17 protein-coding genes and 1 pseudogene are annotated in these 22491 nt (G+C 49.7%); 16 read left to right on the top strand and 2 right to left on the bottom strand.

Annotation, left to right across the window (positions count from 1 at the left end; translation table 11 throughout):
- The first annotated feature begins 203 nt into the window (after positions 1-203).
- The 9 genes and pseudogenes from DWX91_RS09165 (at position 204) to sigE (ending at position 11321) form a co-directional block, all read left to right on the top strand.
- Positions 204-1984: pseudogene (locus DWX91_RS09165) on the top strand (penicillin-binding transpeptidase domain-containing protein).
- An 88-nt stretch (positions 1985-2072) separates the two neighbouring features.
- On the top strand, positions 2073-3029 hold the full coding sequence (mraY, locus tag DWX91_RS09160; RefSeq protein ID WP_022360215.1) for a phospho-N-acetylmuramoyl-pentapeptide-transferase: 957 nt from the start codon (positions 2073-2075) through the stop codon (positions 3027-3029).
- Positions 3030-3039: 10 nt separating this feature from the next.
- A complete protein-coding gene (murD, locus tag DWX91_RS09155; RefSeq protein ID WP_106999726.1) occupies positions 3040-4389 on the top strand; it encodes a UDP-N-acetylmuramoyl-L-alanine--D-glutamate ligase in 1350 nt (449 codons plus the stop codon).
- Between the two features lie 277 nt (positions 4390-4666).
- A complete protein-coding gene (locus DWX91_RS09150) occupies positions 4667-5821 on the top strand; it encodes an FtsW/RodA/SpoVE family cell cycle protein (RefSeq protein WP_117795227.1) in 1155 nt (384 codons plus the stop codon).
- Positions 5822-5927: 106 nt separating this feature from the next.
- On the top strand, positions 5928-7211 hold the full coding sequence (gene murA / locus DWX91_RS09145) for a UDP-N-acetylglucosamine 1-carboxyvinyltransferase (protein WP_118293738.1): 1284 nt from the start codon (positions 5928-5930) through the stop codon (positions 7209-7211).
- Positions 7183-7956 carry a cell division protein FtsQ/DivIB gene (locus tag DWX91_RS09140; protein WP_242995691.1) on the top strand — a complete coding sequence of 258 codons (774 nt, stop codon included), beginning with the start codon at positions 7183-7185 and terminating at the stop codon, positions 7954-7956. The genes murA and DWX91_RS09140 overlap by 29 nt, the downstream gene beginning before the upstream one ends.
- Positions 7957-8156: 200 nt before the next feature.
- Positions 8157-9383, top strand: coding sequence for a cell division protein FtsZ (ftsZ, locus tag DWX91_RS09135; protein ID WP_022360220.1), 1227 nt, complete (start codon positions 8157-8159; stop codon positions 9381-9383).
- A 337-nt stretch (positions 9384-9720) separates the two neighbouring features.
- Positions 9721-10509 carry a sigma-E processing peptidase SpoIIGA gene (locus DWX91_RS09130; RefSeq protein WP_182431329.1) on the top strand — a complete coding sequence of 263 codons (789 nt, stop codon included), beginning with the start codon at positions 9721-9723 and terminating at the stop codon, positions 10507-10509.
- Positions 10510-10562: 53 nt separating this feature from the next.
- The gene (gene sigE / locus DWX91_RS09125; RefSeq protein ID WP_106999729.1) at positions 10563-11321 is read left to right on the top strand and encodes an RNA polymerase sporulation sigma factor SigE; all 759 of its coding nucleotides are present in this window, start codon (positions 10563-10565) and stop codon (positions 11319-11321) included.
- Here sigE and DWX91_RS09120 read toward each other — a convergent pair.
- Positions 11275-12342: an acyltransferase family protein gene (locus tag DWX91_RS09120; RefSeq protein WP_022360223.1), complete on the bottom strand. Its 1068-nt coding sequence runs from the start codon at positions 12340-12342 to the stop codon at positions 11275-11277. The genes sigE and DWX91_RS09120 overlap by 47 nt on opposite strands.
- A gap of 242 nt (positions 12343-12584) precedes the next feature.
- Here DWX91_RS09120 and sigG point away from each other — a divergent pair, with 242 nt between their 5' ends.
- Together sigG and DWX91_RS09105 are read left to right on the top strand one after the other, a co-directional pair.
- The gene (gene sigG, locus DWX91_RS09115) at positions 12585-13361 is read left to right on the top strand and encodes an RNA polymerase sporulation sigma factor SigG (RefSeq protein WP_106999731.1); all 777 of its coding nucleotides are present in this window, start codon (positions 12585-12587) and stop codon (positions 13359-13361) included.
- 450 nt (positions 13362-13811) lie between these two features.
- Positions 13812-14600: an SseB family protein gene (locus DWX91_RS09105; protein WP_106999732.1), complete on the top strand. Its 789-nt coding sequence runs from the start codon at positions 13812-13814 to the stop codon at positions 14598-14600.
- A gap of 119 nt (positions 14601-14719) precedes the next feature.
- Here the strand turns inward: DWX91_RS09105 and DWX91_RS09100 are convergent, their stop codons facing one another.
- Positions 14720-15493: a type III pantothenate kinase gene (locus DWX91_RS09100; RefSeq protein ID WP_106999733.1), complete on the bottom strand. Its 774-nt coding sequence runs from the start codon at positions 15491-15493 to the stop codon at positions 14720-14722.
- A 309-nt stretch (positions 15494-15802) separates the two neighbouring features.
- Between DWX91_RS09100 and DWX91_RS09095 the strand changes: the two genes are divergently transcribed.
- From DWX91_RS09095 to DWX91_RS09075, 5 genes are all read left to right on the top strand, one after another.
- Complete coding sequence (locus tag DWX91_RS09095; RefSeq protein WP_106999734.1) at positions 15803-17392, top strand: peptide chain release factor 3; 1590 nt, start codon at positions 15803-15805, stop codon at positions 17390-17392.
- A 247-nt stretch (positions 17393-17639) separates the two neighbouring features.
- Complete coding sequence (locus DWX91_RS09090) at positions 17640-18089, top strand: GatB/YqeY domain-containing protein (protein WP_022360228.1); 450 nt, start codon at positions 17640-17642, stop codon at positions 18087-18089.
- A 32-nt stretch (positions 18090-18121) separates the two neighbouring features.
- Positions 18122-19525: a dipeptidase PepV gene (pepV, locus tag DWX91_RS09085; protein ID WP_022360229.1), complete on the top strand. Its 1404-nt coding sequence runs from the start codon at positions 18122-18124 to the stop codon at positions 19523-19525.
- Positions 19526-19679: 154 nt separating this feature from the next.
- On the top strand, positions 19680-20672 hold the full coding sequence (locus DWX91_RS09080; RefSeq protein ID WP_118538680.1) for an FAD-binding protein: 993 nt from the start codon (positions 19680-19682) through the stop codon (positions 20670-20672).
- A 356-nt stretch (positions 20673-21028) separates the two neighbouring features.
- Positions 21029-22327 (top strand): dicarboxylate/amino acid:cation symporter, encoded by a 1299-nt coding sequence (locus tag DWX91_RS09075; RefSeq protein ID WP_118538678.1) that lies wholly within the window; start codon positions 21029-21031, stop codon positions 22325-22327.
- Positions 22328-22491: the final 164 nt, after the last annotated feature.

Here is a 22491-nt window from a genome sequence, read left to right as displayed (position 1 = left end):
ATACGTAACTGTTCACAGGTAGGAATTTTCTGAACTGAAAAATCCGTACGATACAGTTCTGGCAGCAGATTTTGCCGATTTGGAATGCGTAGCATCGGCAAAATCCCGTTGCTGGGCACACGTGTGTGAACAGTAACGAAAATACAGAATAAAGAAACGGTTCTTATGATATACTGTAGCAATGAGATCAGACAGGAAGCAGTATGAATCGGAACCGGACGCATCACAGAGGAAGAACTGTCTTTTTGTGCGCCGCCATCTGCCTGTGCATGGCAGGATTGGCGGGGAGACTGTTCTTCCTCATGCTGTATAAAGCGGATTATTACAGCCAGATGGCGGAGGAGCTGCATCAGCGGGAGCGCAGTATCAAAGCGCCGCGCGGGCGGATCCTTGACCGGAACGGAACGGTGATTGCTGATAACCGGACTGTGTGTACTATCTCAGTGATTCATAATCAGGTAAAAGATCCGGAGACAGTTATCCGGGTTTTAAGCGAAGAACTGGGACTTCCGGAGGCGGAGGTGCGGAAAAAGACGGAAAAGCGATCTTCCAGGGAGGTGATCCAGTCCAATGTAGAGAAAACGCGGGGCGATGCGATCCGGGCAAGGCGCCTGGAGGGGGTCAAGGTGGATGAGGACTATAAACGATATTATCCATATGGACGTCTGGCATCGAAAGTGCTGGGATTCACCGGGGGAGATAATCAGGGGATCATCGGTCTGGAAGTACAGTATGAGAAGTATTTAAAGGGCACGGATGGCAAGATCCTGACGCTCACGGACGCGGCGGGGATCGAGCTGGAAAATGAGGCGGAGGATCGCATCGAGCCGGAGGCAGGGCGGGATCTGCAGGCGAGTCTGGATGTCAATATCCAGATGTACGCGGAACAGGCGGCGTACCAGACGATGCAGAAAAAGAATGCGAACCGCGTCTCGATCATCGTGATGAACCCGAAGAACGGGGAAATCTATGCAATGGTAAATGCACCGGAGTTTTCATTGAATGAGCCGTTTGAGCTGGTGACAGATAAAAAAAACGAAGATTCAGAAACAGAAGAAGACATATCCTGGAAGAATGAAGTGCAGTCACACGCAGCATCAGCGCAAAATAAACAAGCTCTCCTCAATCAGATGTGGCGCAATCCCTGTTTAAATGATACATACGAACCGGGATCTACATTCAAAATTGTGACTGCCGCTGCGGGACTGGAGGCGGGCGTGGTCAACCTGACTGACCAGTTTTCCTGCCCGGGATTTCGGATCGTGGAAGATCGGAAGATTCGGTGTCACAAGGTGGGCGGACACGGCGGGGAGACGTTTTTACAGGGAATGATGAATTCCTGCAATCCTGTTCTGATCGATGTCGGGCAGCGGCTGGGACCGGAGCGGTACTATCAGTATTTTAAGCAGTTTGGTCTGCTGGGAAAGACTGGGATTGATCTGCCGGGTGAGGCGGGGACGATCATGCACCAGCCGGATCAGATCGGACCGGTGGAGCTGGCGACCGTCTCTTTTGGGCAGTCGTTTCAGATCACGCCGATCCAGCTCATTACAACGGCGTCCTCCCTGATCAACGGAGGCACGCGCATCACACCGCACATCGGTATCCGCGCCGTGCGGGCAGATGGTCAGGCAGTCCACGTGTTTGCTATCCAAAAGGGGAGAGAATCTTATCGGAGCAGACGAGTGAGACGCTGCGTTATATTCTGGAACAGGTGGTGGCGGAGGGGAGTGGAAAAAACGCCCGGATCGAGGGCTACCGGATCGGCGGAAAGACGGCAACCTCGGAGAAACTTCCAAGGAGCCGGAAAAAATATATTTCCTCATTTTTAGGGTTTGCACCGGCGGACGATCCGCAGGTGATCGCGCTCATCACCATCGATGAACCGGAAGGAATCTACTATGGCGGGACGATTGCCGCCCCGGTGATCCGCGATCTGTTTGAGGTCATTTTGCCGTATCTGGGGGTGGAGAAAAGAGGTTGATTATTCCCCTAAAAAGACGTATACTATTGAAGTGTATAATTTGAGGAACTATCTCTGTATACATAGGAAGATAAGTTAGAGGTGTGACATGGTAAATGAAACAATACTGGCGGTTATCATCGCATTTGTGGTCAGCGCAGTGCTGTGCCCGATCGTGATACCGTTTCTCCACAGGTTGAAATTCGGACAGCAGGTGCGCGATGACGGACCGCAGACGCATCTGAAAAAGCAGGGAACCCCGACGATGGGCGGTCTGGTAATTCTTTCCAGCATCATCATTACGTCTCTGCTCTATATCCGGGATTATCCGAAGATCATTCCGGTGCTGTTTATGACCGTTGGATTCGGCGTGGTTGGATTTCTGGACGATTACATCAAGATCGTGATGAAACGTTCGGAGGGCTTAAATCCGATCCAGAAGCTGATCGGACAGTTTGTGATCACAGGTATTTTTGCCTATTATATTGTAACCTCACCGGACATCGGAACAGGGATGCTGATTCCATTTACCGGCAAGTATTTACAGCTTCCGGTCTGGCTGTTTGTACCGGCACTGTTCTTCATCATTCTGGGAACTGACAATGGCGTGAACTTCACAGATGGTCTGGACGGCCTGTGCACCAGTGTGACGATTCTGGTAGCAACGTTCTTTACGATCGTGGCGATCGGGGAGAACAGCGGCATTAGCCCGATTACCGGCGCAGTAGTTGGAAGTCTTCTGGGCTTTCTTCTGTTCAATGTCTATCCGGCGCGTGTGTTTATGGGCGATACCGGTTCACTGGCACTCGGCGGTTTTGTCGCTTCCAGTGCCTTTATGATGCAGATGCCGATCTTTATCGCGATCGTGGGTCTGATTTATCTGGTGGAAGTATTATCTGTTATTATTCAGGTAACCTATTTTAAGAAGACGGGCGGAAAGCGCTTTTTCAAGATGGCGCCGATCCATCATCATTTCGAGCTCTGCGGATGGTCTGAGACCAGGGTCGTAGGCGTATTTTCGATTATTACGGCAATCCTTTGCCTTATAGCATACTTAGGATTATAGGAGGAAGATTATGAGTCAGAAAGTATTAGTAGCAGGAACAGGTATCAGCGGTATTGCAGCTGCAAAGCTCCTTCTCTCAAAAGGCGGAGAGGTAGTGCTTTACGATGGCAATGAAAAACTGGATCCAGAGGAGCTGAAAAAGAAATTTGACGAAGGCGCGACGATCACGTTCGTCCTCGGAGAGCTGAAAAAGACGGATTTGTTAGGCGTGGAGCTGGCAATTTTAAGCCCGGGCATCCCGACCGATGCACCGTTTGTAGAGATGATTCGTGAAACCGGTATTCCGATCTGGGGCGAGATGCAGCTTGCATATCACTGTGCCAAAGGACGTATGGCAGCCATTACCGGCACGAACGGAAAGACAACGACGACTTCCCTGACCGGCGAGATCATGAAGTCATTCTATGACAGCGTATTTGTAGTTGGAAATATCGGTGAGCCGTTTGCATTCCATGCATTGGAGACAACGGATGAGACCGTAACCGTCGCAGAGGTATCGAGCTTCATGCTGGAGACCATGACCGATTTCCACCCGAATGTAAGCGCTATTTTAAATATTACCCCGGATCATCTGGATCGTCATAAGACGATGGAATGCTACATCGAGACGAAAGAGAGCATTACCAAGAACCAGAAAGAGGGCGATGTCTGCGTCCTGAACTATGAGGATCCGGTACTGCGTGAATTTGGTGAGACTTTAAAAGACATCAAGGTGGTATATTTTTCCAGTCTGCGTACCCTGAAACAAGGTTTCTACCTGAAAGAGGATGAGATTGTATACAACGACGGCGAGAAAGAGACCGTGATTGTCAATATCCACGATCTGAAGTTACTTGGCCGTCATAACCATGAAAATGTTATGGCAGCGGTTGCTATCAGTATGAACATGGGCGTTCCGCTGGAGAAGATCCAGAAGGTGATCAAGGAATTCAAGGCAGTTGAACACCGCATTGAGTTCGTAACCGAGCGTTTCGGCGTCAAATACTACAACGATTCCAAGGGAACCAACCCGGATGCAGCGATGCAGGCGATCAAGGCGATGCCGGGACCGACCTTATTAATTGCAGGCGGATATGATAAGCATTCCGAGTTTGACGAGTGGATCGAGAGCTTTGGCGGAAAGGTACGCTATCTGGTGCTGATCGGCCAGACCCGCGACAAGATTGCCGAGTGTGCAAAACGCCACGGCTTCAATGATATCATGTACGCGGAAGATCTGCAGGAGGCTGTACAGGTATGTGCATCCTACGCAAATCCGGGCGATAACGTCCTGCTTTCACCGGCATGTGCAAGCTGGGGGCAGTTCAAGAACTTTGAAGAGCGCGGACGCAAATTCAAAGAGTTTGTGAGAAATTTGTAATACCAAGGTTCAAAGGTCGGAAATCCGACGCAAGATTGCTTGCAGGAGGAATTGTGACTTTTGAGAATTGCGGAGTGCAAAGCACGCAGCAATTCGGTATTGGAAGAATAAAGGTTACTGGGCACGTATGCGTGAACAGTAACGAATAAAGGCTTAATGTATTTAAGGGGGCTGTCGCAGCCGGCATTTGTCTGCGGCAGCCCTGATTTGAAGGAAAAACTGCCGTTTACAGGCAGAATTTCGAAACTGTAACAACAAAAAGCAGGGGAGTGGAAGTATGCCGGAACCGGGAAAAATTAAAAAGAAAAAACCACATCGGTTTTATGATTACAGTCTGCTGTTTACCATCATTTTCCTGACGGTATTCGGACTGATCATGATTTACAGCGCGAGCTCCTATAAGGCGCAGCTTGATTACGGCAATCCGGGATATTTTATGCTTCGTCAGGCGGGCATCGCGGGTGTCAGCTTTGTTGCGATGTATATCGTCTCCAAGATAGATTATCACTGGTTTGCGCGGTTTGCGATGCTGGGATATATCGTTTCATATGTGACGCTGCTTCTGACGCGTTTTACACCTCTGGGCGTGGCATCGCATGGTAAGAAGCGCTGGCTGCGCCTGGGACCGCTCCAGTTCCAGCCGACCGAGATTGTCAAGATTTCCCTGATTCTGCTTCTGGCGGTTCTGATTGCCAATCTGGGCGTGCGGATCAACCAGCTGCGGGCAGTCGGATTTATCGTGGCGCTGTCGGCGCCGCTGGCACTTTTAGTTACGGCGAACAACTTAAGTTCTGGTATCATCATCTGCGGCATCGTGTTTGTGATGCTGTTTGTGGCGTGCAAGATCAAATGGCCGTTTTTTCTCTGCATCGGAGGCGGCGTTGGACTTCTGGCGGTCGCCCCCTATATAGGGCATTTGCTGGTAAAGCTCCATATCCTGAAGGATTATCAGCTGGGACGAATCAATGTCTGGGTCAACCCGGTGCAGTATGCACGTTCCGGCGGTTATCAGGTGCTCCAGGGTCTGTACGCGATCGGTTCCGGCGGTCTGTTTGGAAAGGGACTGGGCGAGAGTCTCCAGAAGCTCGGTTTCGTGCCGGAGGCGCAGAATGATATGATTTTTTCGATTATCTGTGAGGAATTAGGTCTGTTTGGCGCGATTTCGGTCATTCTGATTTTCATGTTTATGATTTACCGCTTCATGGTAATTGCTGGAAATGCACCGGATCTGATGGGTGCGATGATCGTGATCGGCGTGATGGCACACATCGCGATTCAGGTTATCTTAAATATCGCGGTTGTTACGAATACGATCCCGAACACGGGTGTTACGCTGCCGTTTATCAGTTACGGAGGTACGTCCGTCATGTTCCTGATGCTGGAGATGGGGATGGTGTTAAGCGTCTCGAACCAGATTAAGCTGGAGCAGTAGGAATATTTGGCGGAGTTACATATTTACTTCGGGAAATATAGAAAATGAGAACCATTTTCTCTCGTTGGCATATAATAATACATAGATGCCGGTGGGAGGGGATTGTTTGGCTTTCATCGAGATTCACGGACCGTGCCGGATTCAGGGCGGACTCACGGTGCAGGGGTCGAAAAATGCAGTTTTGCCGATGATGGCGGCGTCAGTGTTAAACCGCGGAATTACCGTGCTTGAAAATGTCCCCAGAATACAGGATGTGTTCTGTATGATGGGGATTCTTGATTCTCTGGGATGCCGGTGTGCGTTGCACGGAAACCGTCTGGAAATCGATACTTCGAAGATGAATGGCTGGCGGATCGAGCAGAAAGCGATGGGGAAAATGCGCTCGTCCATTATGCTTTTGGGAGCGCTCCTGGGACGCTTTTGCGAGGCGGGTGTCTACAGCCCCGGCGGATGTATGATCGGAAAACGTCCAATCGACTGGCATTTGCGGGCACTCCGTGCGCTGGGCGCGGAAATACAGGAACCGGAGTCGGACGGCTTCCTGCATGCACAGACAACGGGACTTCGCGGGGCAGAGATTATTTTTCCGTTCCCGAGTGTCGGCGCGGTGGAAAATGCCCTGTTTGCCGCTGTGGCAGCGGTGGGGCGGACGGTTCTGCGGGGATGCGCGCGGGAACCGGAGATTGGACAGCTGTGCCATTTCCTAAATGGTATGGGGGCATCGATCCGGGGGATCGGGACGGATGCGCTGATCATAGAAGGCGGATTGCCGCTTCATGACAGCCGGTTTGTGATCGGCGGCGACCGGATCGTAGCCGGGACCTATCTTCTTGCCGCTGCGTCCTGCAGCGGTGAGGTGATCGTGGACGGCGTGCAGACACAGGAGCTGCGTGCATTGACCGGGGTGCTGGAGCATATGGGCGTTTCGCTTTATCAGGAACCGGAACTTATATATGTACACAGCGGACAGCGCCTGCGGGCGGTATCGGTGAAAACCGGACCGTATCCGGCGTTTCCGACCGATCTGCAGCCGTTTTTGATGGCGGCGCTGTCACGGGCAGATGGAACCAGTATGCTGCGGGAGACGGTATTTGAAAACCGGTTTGGCACAGCGGCGGAGCTTCAAAAAATGGGGGCGAACATCGAATGTAGCGGGAACATTGCCCGGATTGACGGAGTGGAAACCTTGCGGGGAGCTTTGGTGCGTGCCCGCGATCTGCGGGGCGGCGCAGCCCTGACGGTGGCAGCCCTGGGGGCGGACGGATGGACCAGAGTATCAGAATGTGAACATATTGAGCGGGGATATGAAGATATTTGCCGGGACTTGCGGGCATTAGGAGCAGAGATCCGGCGCCGGGAGGATGATGGAGATAGAGAAGATACAGATTGAAAAAAAGACAGAGGAAAAGGTATGGCGCCGCCGTGGAAAAAAACATATCTGGATCACGGCGGCAGCACTTCTTGTGGCAGCCGCGTTTTTTGTCGGTCTGTCGCTGCTTCAGATTAATACAATCCATGTCAGTGGAAACCGGCAATATACGGCAGAGCAGATAGAGGCGTCTATTTTCGATTCGCGGCTGAGCCGGAATCCGGTGTTCTGCTATATGCAGTACCGCTTCCGGCCGCACAAGTCAATTCCGTTCGTGCAGGATTACAAGCTGGTGTTCCGCAGCCCGTCGGACGTGGAGGTGATCGTCTACGAGAAGAGTGTGGTTGGTTACGTTTCCTACATGAACAGCCGGATGTATTTTGACAAGGACGGCATCATTGTGGAGAGCACAAGCGAGACATTGCCGGGTGTGCCGAAGATTGCCGGACTTTCCTTTGGACATATCGTGCTGCATCAGCCGCTGCCGGTCGAGGATATCAGCGTTTTCAACGAGATTCTGAACCTGACGCAGGTACTGTCGGTCAACGAGGTTGCGGTGGACGAGATCCGTTTTAATAAGGAAAAGGAAGCGACGCTTCAAATCAGGAGCTTGAAGGTTGAGCTGGGAAGCAACAGTGAGATGAACGGGAAACTTTCGGAGCTGACGGATATTCTGCGGGATTATCCGGATCTGTCCGGAACCCTCTATCTGGACAGCTACGATGAATCGAATGCAAATCCGATGTACCGGTTTGATAAAAACTAGGAAGAATCGGCATAATCCGTTACTGGCACGTATGTGTGAACAGTAACATTGTGACTGGTTTATTGAAAATTTATAAAAGAAACGATTGATTTTTTGCTGAAAATCAAATATAGTATTAGGTAGGCTAGATTTAAAAGACCCTAATTTTAGTATAAAGATGATAAAACCGGAACAGATGGGAAAATGAAGGAGGAAGTATCTTGTTAGAGATAAAGATAAATGAAGCAGAGAACTCTGCCAGAATTATAGTAGTAGGTGTCGGCGGAGCCGGTAACAACGCTGTCAACCGTATGATCGATGAAGATATTGCCGGTGTAGAATTTATCGGTATCAATACAGATAAGCAGGCACTGCAGTTCTGCAAGGCGTCCACAGCTATGCAGATTGGTGAGAAGCTGACCAAGGGACTTGGTGCAGGCGCAAAGCCGGAGATCGGTGAGAAAGCAGCTGAGGAAAGCCAGGAAGAGCTGGCACAGGCTCTCAAGGGTGCAGATATGGTATTCGTTACCGCAGGTATGGGCGGCGGTACCGGTACAGGTGCAGCTCCGGTTATTGCACGTATCGCAAAAGATATGGGCATCCTGACGGTCGGCGTTGTCACAAAGCCGTTCCGTTTCGAGGCAAAGACCCGTATGAGCAATGCGCTCAATGGTATCGAAAAACTGAAAGCAGCTGTCGATACTCTGATCGTTATCCCGAATGATAAACTTCTTGAGATCGTAGACCGCCGTACCACGATGCCGGATGCACTGAAGAAAGCAGATGAGGTTCTTCAGCAGGCAGTACAGGGTATTACCGACCTGATCAATGTTCCGGGTCTTATCAATCTTGACTTTGCAGATGTTCAGACCGTTATGGTGGACAAGGGTATCGCTCATATCGGTATCGGTCATGCGAAGGGTGATGACAAAGCACTTGAGGCTGTTAAGCAGGCTGTATCCAGCCCGCTGCTTGAGACAACCATCGAGGGTGCAAGCCACGTTATCATCAATATTTCCGGCGATATCAGCCTGATCGAGGCAAATGACGCAGCCAGCTATGTACAGGAGCTTGCAGGCGACGATGCCAATATCATCTTCGGTGCGATGTACGATGAGAATGCACAGGATGAGGCGACGATCACTGTTATTGCGACTGGACTGGATTCCCACGGTGTGAACACACCGGTCGCAAAAGCGATGACTGAGTTCAAGACTCCGTTCAAGGCAAAGACGACTGGCAATACATACGCTCAGCCGGCAGCACAGACTGCAGCGGCAGCGCAGCCGACCTACAAGGCACCGACCTTCCGTGCACCATCTGCAGCAGCACCGGCACAGCCAGTCGCTCCGAAGGAAGCACCGCAGTCGGCACCGGCACAGCCGTTCCGCCCGATGCGCCAGGAAACACAGATCAATATTCCGGATTTTCTGAGAAATAAGAAATAATATAAGAGTGAGAGATGAACTGCTCTTGCTTTAGCAAAAATACAAAATATATACAGAAGCAGTTGTTTTTGGAAGAGACACGCATTAGAAGTAAAAATTTCTGATGCGTGTTTTTTTGTGTAATAGGAAATTCCTTGGAATCCCCTATTACACAAAAAGGCACATTCTTTTTTATCGTCGATTCAGACCTTCGACTTATGTCGAATCTATTCAAATTTTACGTTTTTCCCCCGATTTTTGGCGATCAAAACAGGCGTTTTGCACCCTCGGTTTGACAAATTTTGCGGAACTTTTTTCTTATAATATCCCGTGTCGGACAGAAAGGTGGGAAGAGACAGTGACCTATCGTGTGTATGCGGATGTCATCCTGCTGCAAAATCTGGCAGCGGATTTCCTGCTTCTGTCGGTGGTGAAGAATTGCCTGCGTCTGCCGGAACGCCGGTATGGGCGGTTGGCAGGGAGTCTTCTGGGAGCCGTGTATGCGTTAGGAATGGTGTTAGCTCCGGTTCCGCTGGGATATGCCGGGCGGATGCTCCTAAGCGCCACGATGAGCGTGCTGATGGCATGGACGGCATTTTCCATCCGTAGGAAGTCGGAGGCGGCAGAAGCTGCGATCGGGCTTTACATAGCATCTATGCTGGCGGCTGGCTGCATGGAACTGGTTCAGCCGCTTGGAATACGGGCGAATCTTCTGTTCTGGCTGTTTACCGCGGGGGGCAGTTTTCTGATTCCATCTGCGGTGTGGCGGTTTGGTATGCAGCGGTGTATGAAGCTGGAACACCAGTACGCGGTAACGCTTTTTAACAAAGGCAGGGAGCGGCATGTGCAGGCGATTCTCGACACAGGCAACCATCTGACGATGCCGCTTTCGGGGCGTCCGGTGCAGGTGCTGGATGCGTGTGCGGCAGAGAGATTTTTTTCCTGGGAGGACGGTGTCCAATACATCCCATTTCGGAGTGTCGGAAAGGGCGGCGGCGTGATTCCGGCATATCAGGCGGAGCGGATGGAAGTGTCCGGTCAGGGCGGTATGCGGGTGATTGAGAAGCCGTGGATTGCCATTTCACAGGAGGCGCTGTCGCAGAAGGGCGAGTATCAGATGCTGCTCAATGAAAAATATTGGTTGTGAAGAAAACCATGCAGACAATCGAACCATAGCGAACAACATAAGGGGGAAAGCGTATGTTTATAAAAGTTTCAGTTCCAGGTCAGTTTCGTTTAAAAATGATGCCGTCGTTCCGGTCATTTCTGATGCACCGGGACGGGGAAGTTCATTATATCGGGGGAACCGATATCCTTCCGGCACCGTTTGACAGTGTGCGGGAGGCGGAGGTTTTAAGAAAATTTGGAACCAGTGAGGATAAAGAGGCGCGTTCGGCGCTGATCGAACACAACCTGCGCCTGGTGGTCTACATAGCAAGAAAGTTTGACAACACCAGCGTGGGCGTGGAAGATCTGATTTCGATCGGGACGATCGGTCTCATCAAGGCGATCAACACGTTTGACGTGGATAAAAATATTAAGCTGGCGACCTATGCATCCCGTTGTATTGAAAATGAGATTCTGATGTATCTCCGGAGAAATAATAAGACGAAGCTCGAGGTTTCGATCGATGAGCCGTTGAATGTGGACTGGGATGGAAATGAATTGCTTCTGTCGGATATTTTGGGAACGGATGAGGATATTATTTACCGGGATCTGGAGGATGAGACAGAGCGGAAACTGTTGAATGCGGCGATCGACCGCCTGAATCCGCGGGAACAGAAAATCGTGAAGCTGCGCTTTGGTCTGGGGAGAGAGCAGGAAGATGAAATGACCCAGAAGGAGGTTGCCGACCTTCTGGGTATCTCGCAGTCATACATATCGAGGCTGGAAAAGAAGATTATGAAACGCCTCAAGAAAGAAATTTCGCAGCAATGCGGTCTATACACCAGCCGATAAGTGCTGGAAGAAACAGACCGATCAGGATGTAAAACGGACCCATTTCATAGCGGAAGGAGACCGGGAAGTTGGAGAGCGTTTCCGGTATTTCCTTCAAAATGAAGCGGGCATAGGCAAAATCGATCAGCTTGAACAGCGTGAAATGAATCGCCATAATGTCAAAGGAATGGCGTCCTAAAAAGGCAAGGACCTTTGCCAGCGGTCTGATGCGCTCGGACAGGTCGGAGAGCGAAAGAACGAAGTAAATTCCAATGATGGAGATCGGATAAAATAAGACGCCCGGAATGTGCATGCTTGCCAGATCGATGAAAATGTGAAGCTTTGTGTTCGTCAGGTGCAGAAGCAGGGCGCTTATCAGGCAGCCGTACCAGACCGTATAGTGGCGGAAATTGGAGAAAAACTGCTGCATCAGCCAGGCGATGAGATAGACCGGAACAACGAGCAGCGCCGCCTGCAGATTGTAAGGGAGCGGGCAGCTTCTCATATTTAAGAAGACACCGGCAAGGCCAATCAGGATGCATGCAAATGCACATACAGGAAGCTTGACATTATCTTTCCGGGTAAAGCGGGCAGCTGCGCGTCCAAACCAGACGCATCCGGCAAAGAGTCCGGAGGACACCAGCCAGACCGGCAGAAACCAGAGGGCACCCTGAACCTGTTCCGGTGAGTTGAAGGAAAGACTGCTCATCCATGCCGTAAGCATTCTGGTATGGTTGTAAAGTTCCTGTCCCGCATAGAGCCTGTGCGTCACAAAAAAGTTGTGGAGCAGGACAAAAAACAGCGTGTAGAACATATACCTGGGCCATGCACCGGCGAGACGGGAGCCGAAGTAGAGAAACGGCGTATCCCCGTATTTCGTTTCATTATAAAAATAGCCTGTGATAAAGAAAAACAGCGCCAGGTGGAACAGATAGACGAACGCACCGGCGAAATATCCGGTATGCCCCAGCACGATCGCAATAATGCCCCATCCCTTTACGATATCCCAGTAGAGGGAACGGGCTTTTTTTTGTGTGTTCATGAATGGATCTCCTTGTGGTTGAATTCTATTTTCTATAAATAATATTGATCGTAAAACCCCTGAAAATATATTTTACTATGGAACGGCAGAAAAGGCAAGAAATTGGAATGAGTGAAAACGGTTCTCATTTGTCCGGGTATAAATGAGCTTTGAATTGTCCATTCTAATGTATAGGTGACAAAACAAAAATCAAAACGATTCAACCGTTTGCGTTGATCGTCCATCATACGGAGGGAATGGAAATGCCGGTCTATAAAGTGGAAATCTGCGGGGTCAATACATCCAAGCTGCCTCTTTTAAGTAATGAGGAGAAAGAAGAACTGTTTCGCCGGATTCTAAAGGGCGATCGGGAGGCAAGAGAACAGTATATCAAGGGGAATCTGCGGCTGGTGCTCAGTGTAATACAGCGCTTTTCGGGCAGCCGGGAAAATGTGGACGATCTGTTCCAGATTGGCTGTATCGGCCTCATCAAGGCGATTGATAATTTTGATATTACCCAGAATGTCCGTTTTTCGACGTATGCGGTTCCGATGATCCTGGGGGAGGTGAAACGGTATTTGAGGGATAACAATTCAATCCGGGTCAGCCGGTCGCTCCGCGATACGGCATACAAAGCGATCTATACCCGTGAAAATCTGCTGAAAAAGCAGTCAAAGGAGCCGACACTCTGCGAGATTGCCAAAGAATTGGGAGTCAGCAAAGAGGAGATTGCGTATGCGCTCGATGCTATCCAGAGCCCGGTCAGCCTGTACGAACCGGTCTATACGGACGGCGGCGATCCGCTCTACGTGATGGATCAGCTCAGTGACAAGAAAAATTCAGAGGAACATTGGGTCGAGGATCTGTCGCTGGGGGAGGCGATGCAGCGCCTGCCGGACCGGGAACGCCGCATTATTGATATGCGCTTTTTTGAGGGAAAGACCCAGACAGAGGTTGCCGAAGAAATCCATATTTCGCAGGCGCAGGTGTCACGGCTGGAGAAGAGTGCGTTAAAAAGCATGAAGCATTATTTGAGCTGAATGTTGATAGGGATTGTGTTATAGGGATTGTGTGAGATTCTTCTGATTGATTGTTTGGCGGCTCTGTGTTAAAATATAGGAGATATAGTCTGCAAAAAGAATCTGAAAATCAAGCAGATGACTGTTATCTGACTGGGGTTGAGCGGAGTATTCCATCTGATATAGTGATAAAGGCAGCTTGGCGATGCGACACTCAGGCAGTCATGGACAGCAGACAGAGTAGAAAAGACAGGCGCAGGCGGATTGAGCCTCGCGCATGATAAAATGTACTCTCGGAGTCTTTTCTGCACTCGCTTTTGTGGCTGATTTTCCGCCAGCCGTACCCGAATTTCATCAACGTACGCACCGCGTACGCCTCAGAAATTTGGGCACAGCTGACAAAAAATCATCTCACAAAATCAAGCACAGAAAGATTCCGAGAGTACATTAAAAAGAGCCGGAGGAATTCAAATGGAGAAATTACGTAAGCTGATGAAAGAACATCAGGATAAAGCAGATAAAAAAGTGATGGGAGAGGTTCTGGAGCTGCTTCAGAGAGAGCCGGGACTGTTTGTTGTGACTGTCCATGCGACGAAAAACTTCTTCCTGGGTGCAGAGAACGGCAAGGCGGCTGCTTTCCTTTACACCAGCCGCGAGTATGCAGATGAGTTCGTGAAAGGGCTGGAGATGGTCGGTGTAGAGACGAAGGTACTGGAGATCCGCCCATTACAGCGTATTTCCTTTTTCAACGACCTCTACCGCAGCGGTTTTGAGGCAGTTGTGATCGACAAGGGACAGGAAAATCATATGTCCATGTCGCTGTTCAGCATCATCGAGAAACCAAAGGATACATCCGAGATCGTGATGAACCCGTCCCTGGTCCGTTCTGCAAATCAGTTCTATCAGGCACTGGTACAGCACCAGGCATTCCCACAGATGCAGGATCTGATGTGCAAAGAGCTTTACGGTGCGCGTCTGCTGGTTCCGGTTGCTGACCCGCAGAAGACGACGGCAGTACCGGTTCTGACCACCGGAAAGGGTGTACGCTATTACCCGGCATTTACGGATTTAGTAGAATTTGGCAAATTTGACCGTAAACATCAGTTTGGAGCAATGGAAGTCCGCTTCCGCGATCTGAAAAAATATCTGGATTACGTGAATGGAATCGTGGTAAATCCGTTTGGATTTGCACTCCGTCTGGACGGCGAGAAGCTGGATCGGATTGAGAAAGAGAATATGAAGCTGAAGGTTGTAAAATAAATGCTGCTGTGACCGTGACCGGTAATGAATAGATGTCAGCATAATAAACTGTGATAAAAAGGCTGTCTCCCATCAGAATGTATCATATAGATACATCTGCCGAGAGACAGCCTTTTTGATTATTCGGTTCTTCTGTTTTTTTCATATAAATGTAGTAATCCCTTCATCAACAGCGCCCCATCATACGTGATCGTATGCGAACAGAGCGGCAGGACAATCTTGGAGATGCCGCCGGTGGCGATGATGGAAGTTTTCTCTCCGAGTTCTTCCTCGATGCGATCCAGCATACCGTCGATCATCGCGGCATTGCCAAATATGACGCCGCTTCTCATGCAGTCTATGGTATTTTTGCCAATGACACGGCGCGGCGTATCGAGGCTGATGCGCGGCAGCTGGGCAGTGCTGGCGCTCATGCTGTCGAGGGAAACGCGAAGTCCCGGCAGGATCGCGCCGCCGACATAGCGTCCGTTTTTGTCGATGACAGACATGGTCGTAGCGGTTCCCATTTCGATGATGATGATTGGCGGTTCATGCTCTGCAAGGGCACCGACTGCGTTTACGATCATATCGCTGCCGACGGATTTCGGGTTGTCCATCAGGATGTTTAAGCCGGTTTTCATGCCGGAACCGACCAGCATTGCGTTTAGTCCCGTTATTTTACGGATGGCGGCAAGAATCGTCCGGTTAAGCGGCGGAACGACCGAGGAGACGATCGCACCATCAAGCTGATCTGGGGCGATATGGTAAATTTCAAGAATACTTTTCAGCGCCACGGCATATTCCAGATTCGGTTTTCCGATGGTGGTCGTGATGCGTTCTACAAAATACGTTTTTTTTGCGTCGATCACGCCGATAATAATGTTGGTGTTTCCAACGTCGATAGCTAGAATCATAAAATAACTCCTTTATATCTCCTGCATCTCTACAATAATCAACATCTCTTATAAAATGTTGATTGTATAGTTATCGCAACGGTTTCATATGTTCAACTGTTACTATTTATTATATATCCACGTTAATAGTATGATTATATGTTTTTTAAAGAAAAGGATCAAGAAGAAGATGAAAAATGTTTTTAAGATCTGTTACCGATCGCGCGTGAGTGAACCGTAACTTGGACTTGCGTATTCGTTTAAAATAATATAGAATAAATACGTTTAGACAAAGTTGAAGAATGGTAGTAAGTTTGGAGGAAGATTTTTTTGGAAAATATAGCGGAGCAGATCAAAAAACGGCGTACATTCGCCATTATTTCCCACCCGGATGCTGGTAAGACAACCCTGACGGAGAAGTTTCTTCTCTACGGAGGCGCGATCAACCTGGCTGGTACGGTCAAGGGAAGAAAAGCGGCCAAGCACGCGGTTTCTGACTGGATGGAGATAGAGAAGGAGAGAGGTATTTCGGTTACCTCTTCCGTATTACAGTTTAATTATGAGGGATTTTGCATCAATATCCTGGATACACCGGGACATCAGGATTTCTCGGAGGATACCTACCGTACTCTGATGGCAGCCGATTCGGCGGTCATGGTCATCGATGGTTCTAAGGGTGTCGAGGCGCAGACGATCAAGCTTTTCAAGGTTTGCGTTATGCGCCACATCCCGATTTTTACCTTTATCAACAAGATGGACCGCGAGGCGCGCGATCCGTTTGAGTTGATGGATGAGATCGAGAGCGTGCTCGGCATCCGTACCTGTCCGGTCAACTGGCCGATCGGCTGCGGTAAGAATTTTAAGGGCGTGTATGACCGTGCCACAAAGAAGATCACAACTTTCACAGCAGCAATGGGCGGACAGAAGGAGGTCGCATCTCAGGAGTTCTCGTTAGAGGGCGATGAGGTTAACTCCATCATCGGTCCAGACTACCATCGGCAGCTGATGGATGATATCGAGCTTCTGGACGGCGCATGCGATGAGCTGGATATGGAGCGTGTCAGCCGCGGAAATTTATCCCCGGTATTCTTTGGTTCGGCGCTGACAAACTTTGGTGTAGAGACATTCCTGGAGCATTTCCTGAAAATGACAACCTCGCCGCTGCCGAGAAATACGACAACCGGCATGGTGGATCCGTTCTCTCCGAATTTCAGCGCGTTTGTCTTCAAGATTCAGGCAAATATGAACAAGGCGCACCGCGACCGTATCGCATTTATGCGTATCTGTTCCGGCAAATTTGAGGCAGGCATGGAAGTAACGCATGTGCAGGGCGGACGCAAGATCCGTCTCTCCCAGCCACAGCAGATGATGGCGCAGGATCGAAAGATCGTCGAGGAGGCATATGCGGGCGATATCATCGGTGTATTCGACCCGGGTATTTTCTCGATTGGTGATACACTCTGTACAGGTGAAAAGGTAGAATTTGAAGGCATTCCTACGTTCGCACCGGAACATTTTGCACGCGTGCGCCAGATGGACACGATGAAGCGCAAGCAGTTCATCAAGGGCATCAGCCAGATCGCCCAGGAAGGTGCGATCCAGATTTTCCAGGAGTTCAACACAGGTATGGAAGAGATCATTGTCGGCGTAGTCGGCGTCCTCCAGTTCGAGGTACTGACCTACCGTCTGGAAAATGAGTACAATGTAGAAGTCAAGCTGGAAAAACTTCCATACGAGTACATCCGCTGGGTAGAAAACGCTGACGAGATCGACGTTGCCAAGATTCAGGGAACTTCGGATATGAAGCGGATCAAAGACCTCAAAGACAATCCACTGCTTCTGTTTGTCAACAGCTGGAGTGTGGGAATGGTGGAAGAGCGGAATCCGAAGCTTAAGTTAAGCGAGTTTGGGCGTAACTAAAGCCATGCAGCGGAAAGCACCGTTTCAGCGAATGGAAAATTTATTTTTCAGGCGCTGAAAGGGGGATTTCTGCTATACGGCGCAGCCGGACAGGGGTGTGAAACCGCAGGTTTTGCACCCCTGGGCATGGTAAAACAAGAGAGAGTTCCTATCGCACCCCTGGGCATGGTGAAACAAGAGAGAGTCCCCATCGTCCCACCTGGGCATGGTGAAAATATAGAAAAAATCAGAAAAGGAGACATTTCATATGAGCAGAGTAGATGTAGTACGTGCAGCCATGGTAGAAGCCATGAAAGCAAAAGACAAAGCAAGAAAAGATTCCTTATCCATGCTGTTATCCGCACTGAAAAATGCGGAGATCGACAAGCGTTCTCCGCTGACTGAGGAAGAGGCGGACGCAGTTGTAAAGAAAGAGATCAAGCAGACGAAGGAGACTCTGGAACTGGCTCCGGCAGATCGTGCGGATATCCGCGAGGAGGCACAGGCACGTCTGGCAGTTTATCAGGAATTTGCACCGGAGGATCTGACCGAAGAGCAGATCGCAGAGGTGATCAAAAGTGTTCTGGCAGAGCTGGGCATTGAAAATCCGGCACCGTCTGACAAGGGCAAAATCATGAAAACCCTGATGCCGAAGGTAAAGGGCAAGGCAGACGGAAAGGTAGTGAACCAGGTACTGGCTGGAATTCTGTCCAAATAATAATCAAAGGAAAAGAACGAGGCGGAAGATTTATGTATAAAAAGAAAATCGAGCAGTATATCGAGGCGCACAAGCAGGAGATGTTAGATGACATATGCACGCTGTGCAGCATCAACAGCGAGCGTTCGGCATACCAGGAGGGCGATCCGTTCGGCGAAGGTCCGAGCCGCGCACTGGCACAGGCACTCAAAATGGCGGAAGAGTATGGATTTTCCATCAACAATTACGATAATTATGTAGGAACCGCCGATTTAAACGACGGTGAGCACCAGCTAGATATTCTGGCACACCTGGATGTTGTCCCGGCAGGCGAGGGCTGGACTGTGACACAGCCGTTTGAACCGATTGTAAAAGACGGAAAGTTGTACGGACGCGGCACGGCGGATGACAAGGGACCGGCGGTAGCAGCTCTGTATGCGATGCGTGCGGTCAAAGAACTGGGAATCCCGGTGACAAAAAATGTTCGCCTGATTCTGGGAACAGATGAGGAGTGCGGCAGCAGCGATATTGAACATTATTATAAAGTGGAGAAGGAAGCGCCGATGACATTTTCCCCGGATGCTTCGTTCCCGGTTATCAATATCGAAAAAGGACGTTTCCCGGGGCATGTGACAGCTTCTTTTGAGGTATCGACGGAGAATGCGCGGATCCTGTCCATCGAGGCTGGCATCAAGATCAATGTTGTTCCGGGCAAGGCGCATGCGACAATTACAGGACTGACCGAGGAAGAGGTACGTCCGATGGCAGAGGGCGTGACGAAGGAGACTGGCGTACAGTTTGAGCTTCAGGCAGAGGAAGATGCGATCGTGATCACCGCAATCGGTGAGGGCGCACACGCCTCGACACCGGAGGAAGGCAAAAATGCGCTGGCATCCCTGCTTCTGCTTCTGGATCGCCTGCCATTTGCATCCTGCGGACAGACGAAGCTGATTCACAGCCTGACTGAGTGCTTCCCGTGGAATGATACCGAGGGCAAGGCGCTTGGCGTGGCGATGCAGGCAGAAGGATCCGGAGCGCTGTCTCTGGCATTCACGATGCTTACGATGACGGAGACACGGATGGAAGCGTACTTTGACGGACGTTTCCCGATCGGCGGCAATGATGACAACCTGTTGAAACCGGTGGAGGCAAAACTTGCGTCCCACGGCATGAAGTTAGAGTCCCCGCAGCTGCGAGAGCCGCATTTTGTAGACGGCAATTCCGAGTTTGTCAGAACACTTCTGAATGCTTATGAGCTTTATACCGGCAACAAGGGCGAGTGCAACTACACCGGCGGCGGCACATATGTGCATGACCTGAAAAACGGCGTTGCATTTGGCGCGTCGATGCCGGGCGTGGACAACCGGATGCACGGGGCAGATGAATTTGCCTATGTGAGTGATCTGGTGGCAAGTGCGAAGATTTTTGCACAGGTGATTGCGGATTTGTGTAAGTAACAGAAAATTTCGTTTTTTCCGCCGTAAGAATTAAAGAAACCTTAATTGATTCGCCGCAGGTTCTATGTTAGACTGAAATCCACAACCGAGAGGTACTGTGCATGTTTGAAGACGGCTGCAGGAACTCCGGCGAGAGGGAAAGGAGAGAACGATTATGAAAAAATCATTCCATACAGTTAAAAAGGCAGGGATTCTGACGGCGGCAGCGGTTCTGGGAACAGCGGCACTGGCGGGATGCGGCAGTAAGGCAGATACAACAGAGAGTGCAGCGGCAAGCGAGGAAGCAACCGAAGCGGCCGGAGAGGCAGAAGCATCGGATGCACAGCTTGTCATCGCAGGCGGAGACAGCGCCGGATTGATCGCGGCGGTTCAGGCGGCAGCCGAGGGCATGGATCCGTCGAAGATCCTGATTCTGGCACCGGGCGAAGAGCTGGCGGCAGATATGGCGGAGATGGCGCCGTATGTCAATGCAGCCGATACAGATGAGCAGTTCCAGGCGAATCTTACGGATGATTTTGAGATTTATCTGTCGGATATTATGACGGCAGGAAATAATACGAACAATTCGGATATGGCGGCAGATGTATCGGAGAACAGCGAAGAGGCGAAAGACTGGCTTGCCGACACACTGGGAATGGAGTACGGCGATCTGACACAGGAGGCAGGTTCCACGGTAGCCCGCAGTTTCCCGGCAAAAGAGGGAAATTTGAACGAGCTTGCACAGGAAGCGCTGCTTAAAAAAGTCGAAGAGCTGAAGATTCCGGTTGAATATAAGGCAGAATTAAAGAGCGTCGCTTACAATGAAGAAGGCGCGCTTGACCGCATCACTGTGACGGTGGACGGCAAGGATCAGGAGATTGACTGCCTGGCACTGGTAGCGACCGATGTCTCCCTGATTCCGGTTTTTGAGGAATCTCAGGTATATGAGGCAGATGGAAAGGCAGCAGCCCTGGTTGTCAGCAACAATGCGGAACAGCTAAACAAAGATAGCGGCGAGCTGATCAATGGTCTTTATGCAGCAGGTCCGATCCTGTCAGCGGCAGTAGACGGTGAAGGTGTGCTCTCCGGCAATGAGCTGACCGAGGCGGTTGTGTTTGGTTCGACTGCAGGAACAGAAGCAGCGGTTTATGTTTCGGATAACCAGTAAAAGCTAAAATGATTCACATATAATGCCATTTCTAAAAAGTAGATGATGCAGACGAAATAAAATAGAAACCTTTAAGAAGAAGGTTCAAGCAAGAAGCGGGTAAAAGCGAAAAAACTTTTACCCGCTTTTGGTATTTTACAGAAAACAGCTCGGAACTGATTTGCAAAAATAAAATTGTTTTTATTATGGAGATAATACCTAAAAAGTAAGTCAGAACTAACTCTGTATCACTGAATTATTATAACTTATTCGCGATTCGATATATTTGTTTATAATAATCCGGCTTTTTGATACTATGTAGTCAAACCTCATGAGGAACACGAGAAATAAAAAACCATTACATAAGGGGGTATCACATGGTGGAGAAAACTAAAAATGGGGCGGAGAAAAAAGAAACTCCGTTGTACGTGAAAATATTTATTGCATTGTTTGCAGGTATCGCATTTGGTTACGTCTTAAATTTTATGGGCGGCGTGGAGAATGAGATCATTAACGGATATGTCCTTCCGTTCTTCCAGTTCATCGGAGATTTGTTTATCAAGTTGATCAAGATGATTGTCGTTCCGCTGGTGTTCTTCTGTATTATCGACGCGGCGCTTTCGCTGGGTGATATCAAGAAACTTCGAAGCATCGGCGTTAAAACCATCATCTGGTTTTTAGCAACTGGCGGTATTTCGGCAACCATCGGTCTGATACTTGCCAATATCATCAAACCGGGACGCGGCTTGCAGCTGGGAACGGCAGAGACAGCAATGGAGGTGAAAGAACTTCCGGGTATCTACCAGACACTGCTCGACTTAATCCCGTCCAACCCATTCCAGGCACTGACAAGCGGCGAGATGATGCAGATTATCGTCTTTTCCCTGTTTCTTGGATTTGCCATCATCAGCATCGGCAAGGAAGCACAGCAGTTATGTGACATCATCAGCCTTTGTTCACGGACGATGTTTAAGGTTATCGACATGATTCTTGGAATCATCCCTTACGGTGTATTCAGTTTGATGACGGTAGCACTTGCAAAATATGGCGTTGCCATCTTCGGACCGGTTCTGAAATTCATCTTAACTGACTATCTTGCCTGCATCACCATGAGTATTGTTGGATACAGCATTTTCCTTAGCGTGATTGGAAAGGTAAATCCGATGAAGTTCTGGCGCAAAGCGTTTGAACCTTGGATGATTGCATTTAGTACCTGTACTTCTTCAGCAGCTCTTCCGGTATCGATGGAAGTAGCACCGAAGAAGATGGGCGTTCCGAGAGATATTGCGAGTTTCGTACTTCCGCTTGGATGTACCGCTCAGATGAACGGAACGTGTGCATACTTTGGTATCGTTGTTCTCTTTGCCGCACAGCTGTACGGCGTAGAGTTAAGTATTCAGCAGCAGATCATGCTGGTTGTACAGGCAACATTCTTAAGCGTTGGCTGTGCAGCAACTCCGCAGATTGGTCTGGTTATCAGCTTAACCCTGATGACGCAGATGGGACTTCCGCTGGATGCATACGCACTGGTAGCTGGAATCTATCGTATTATCGACCAGATTCACACATCTACTAACTCTGTAGGCGACCTGGTAGCGTCTGTCTGCATTTCTCAGATGGAGGGTGAACTGGATCACGATATTTTCAATCAGGAAGAAGCCAAAAAGGCAGCTTGAGTTTTAGAAAGAAACATCCCGGATTCGTATGAAATGTGAAATATATCTGGGCAGTAGTTATGTATGAAACCCGGAAAGCGGGGAAACGACAAATTTGTGCAGAACGTGAATCAAAGATGGAATATGGAACACCCGGTTCTGAAAAGTCCACGTTTTCCGGATAA

The sequence above is a fragment of the Clostridium sp. AF22-10 genome, assembly GCF_003478725.1.
In the GTDB taxonomy this organism is placed as follows: Bacteria; Bacillota; Clostridia; order Lachnospirales; family Lachnospiraceae; genus Otoolea; species Otoolea fessa.
The sequence above is the reverse complement of the archived record's forward strand: the minus strand, read 5'-3'. Positions and strand labels throughout refer to the sequence as shown.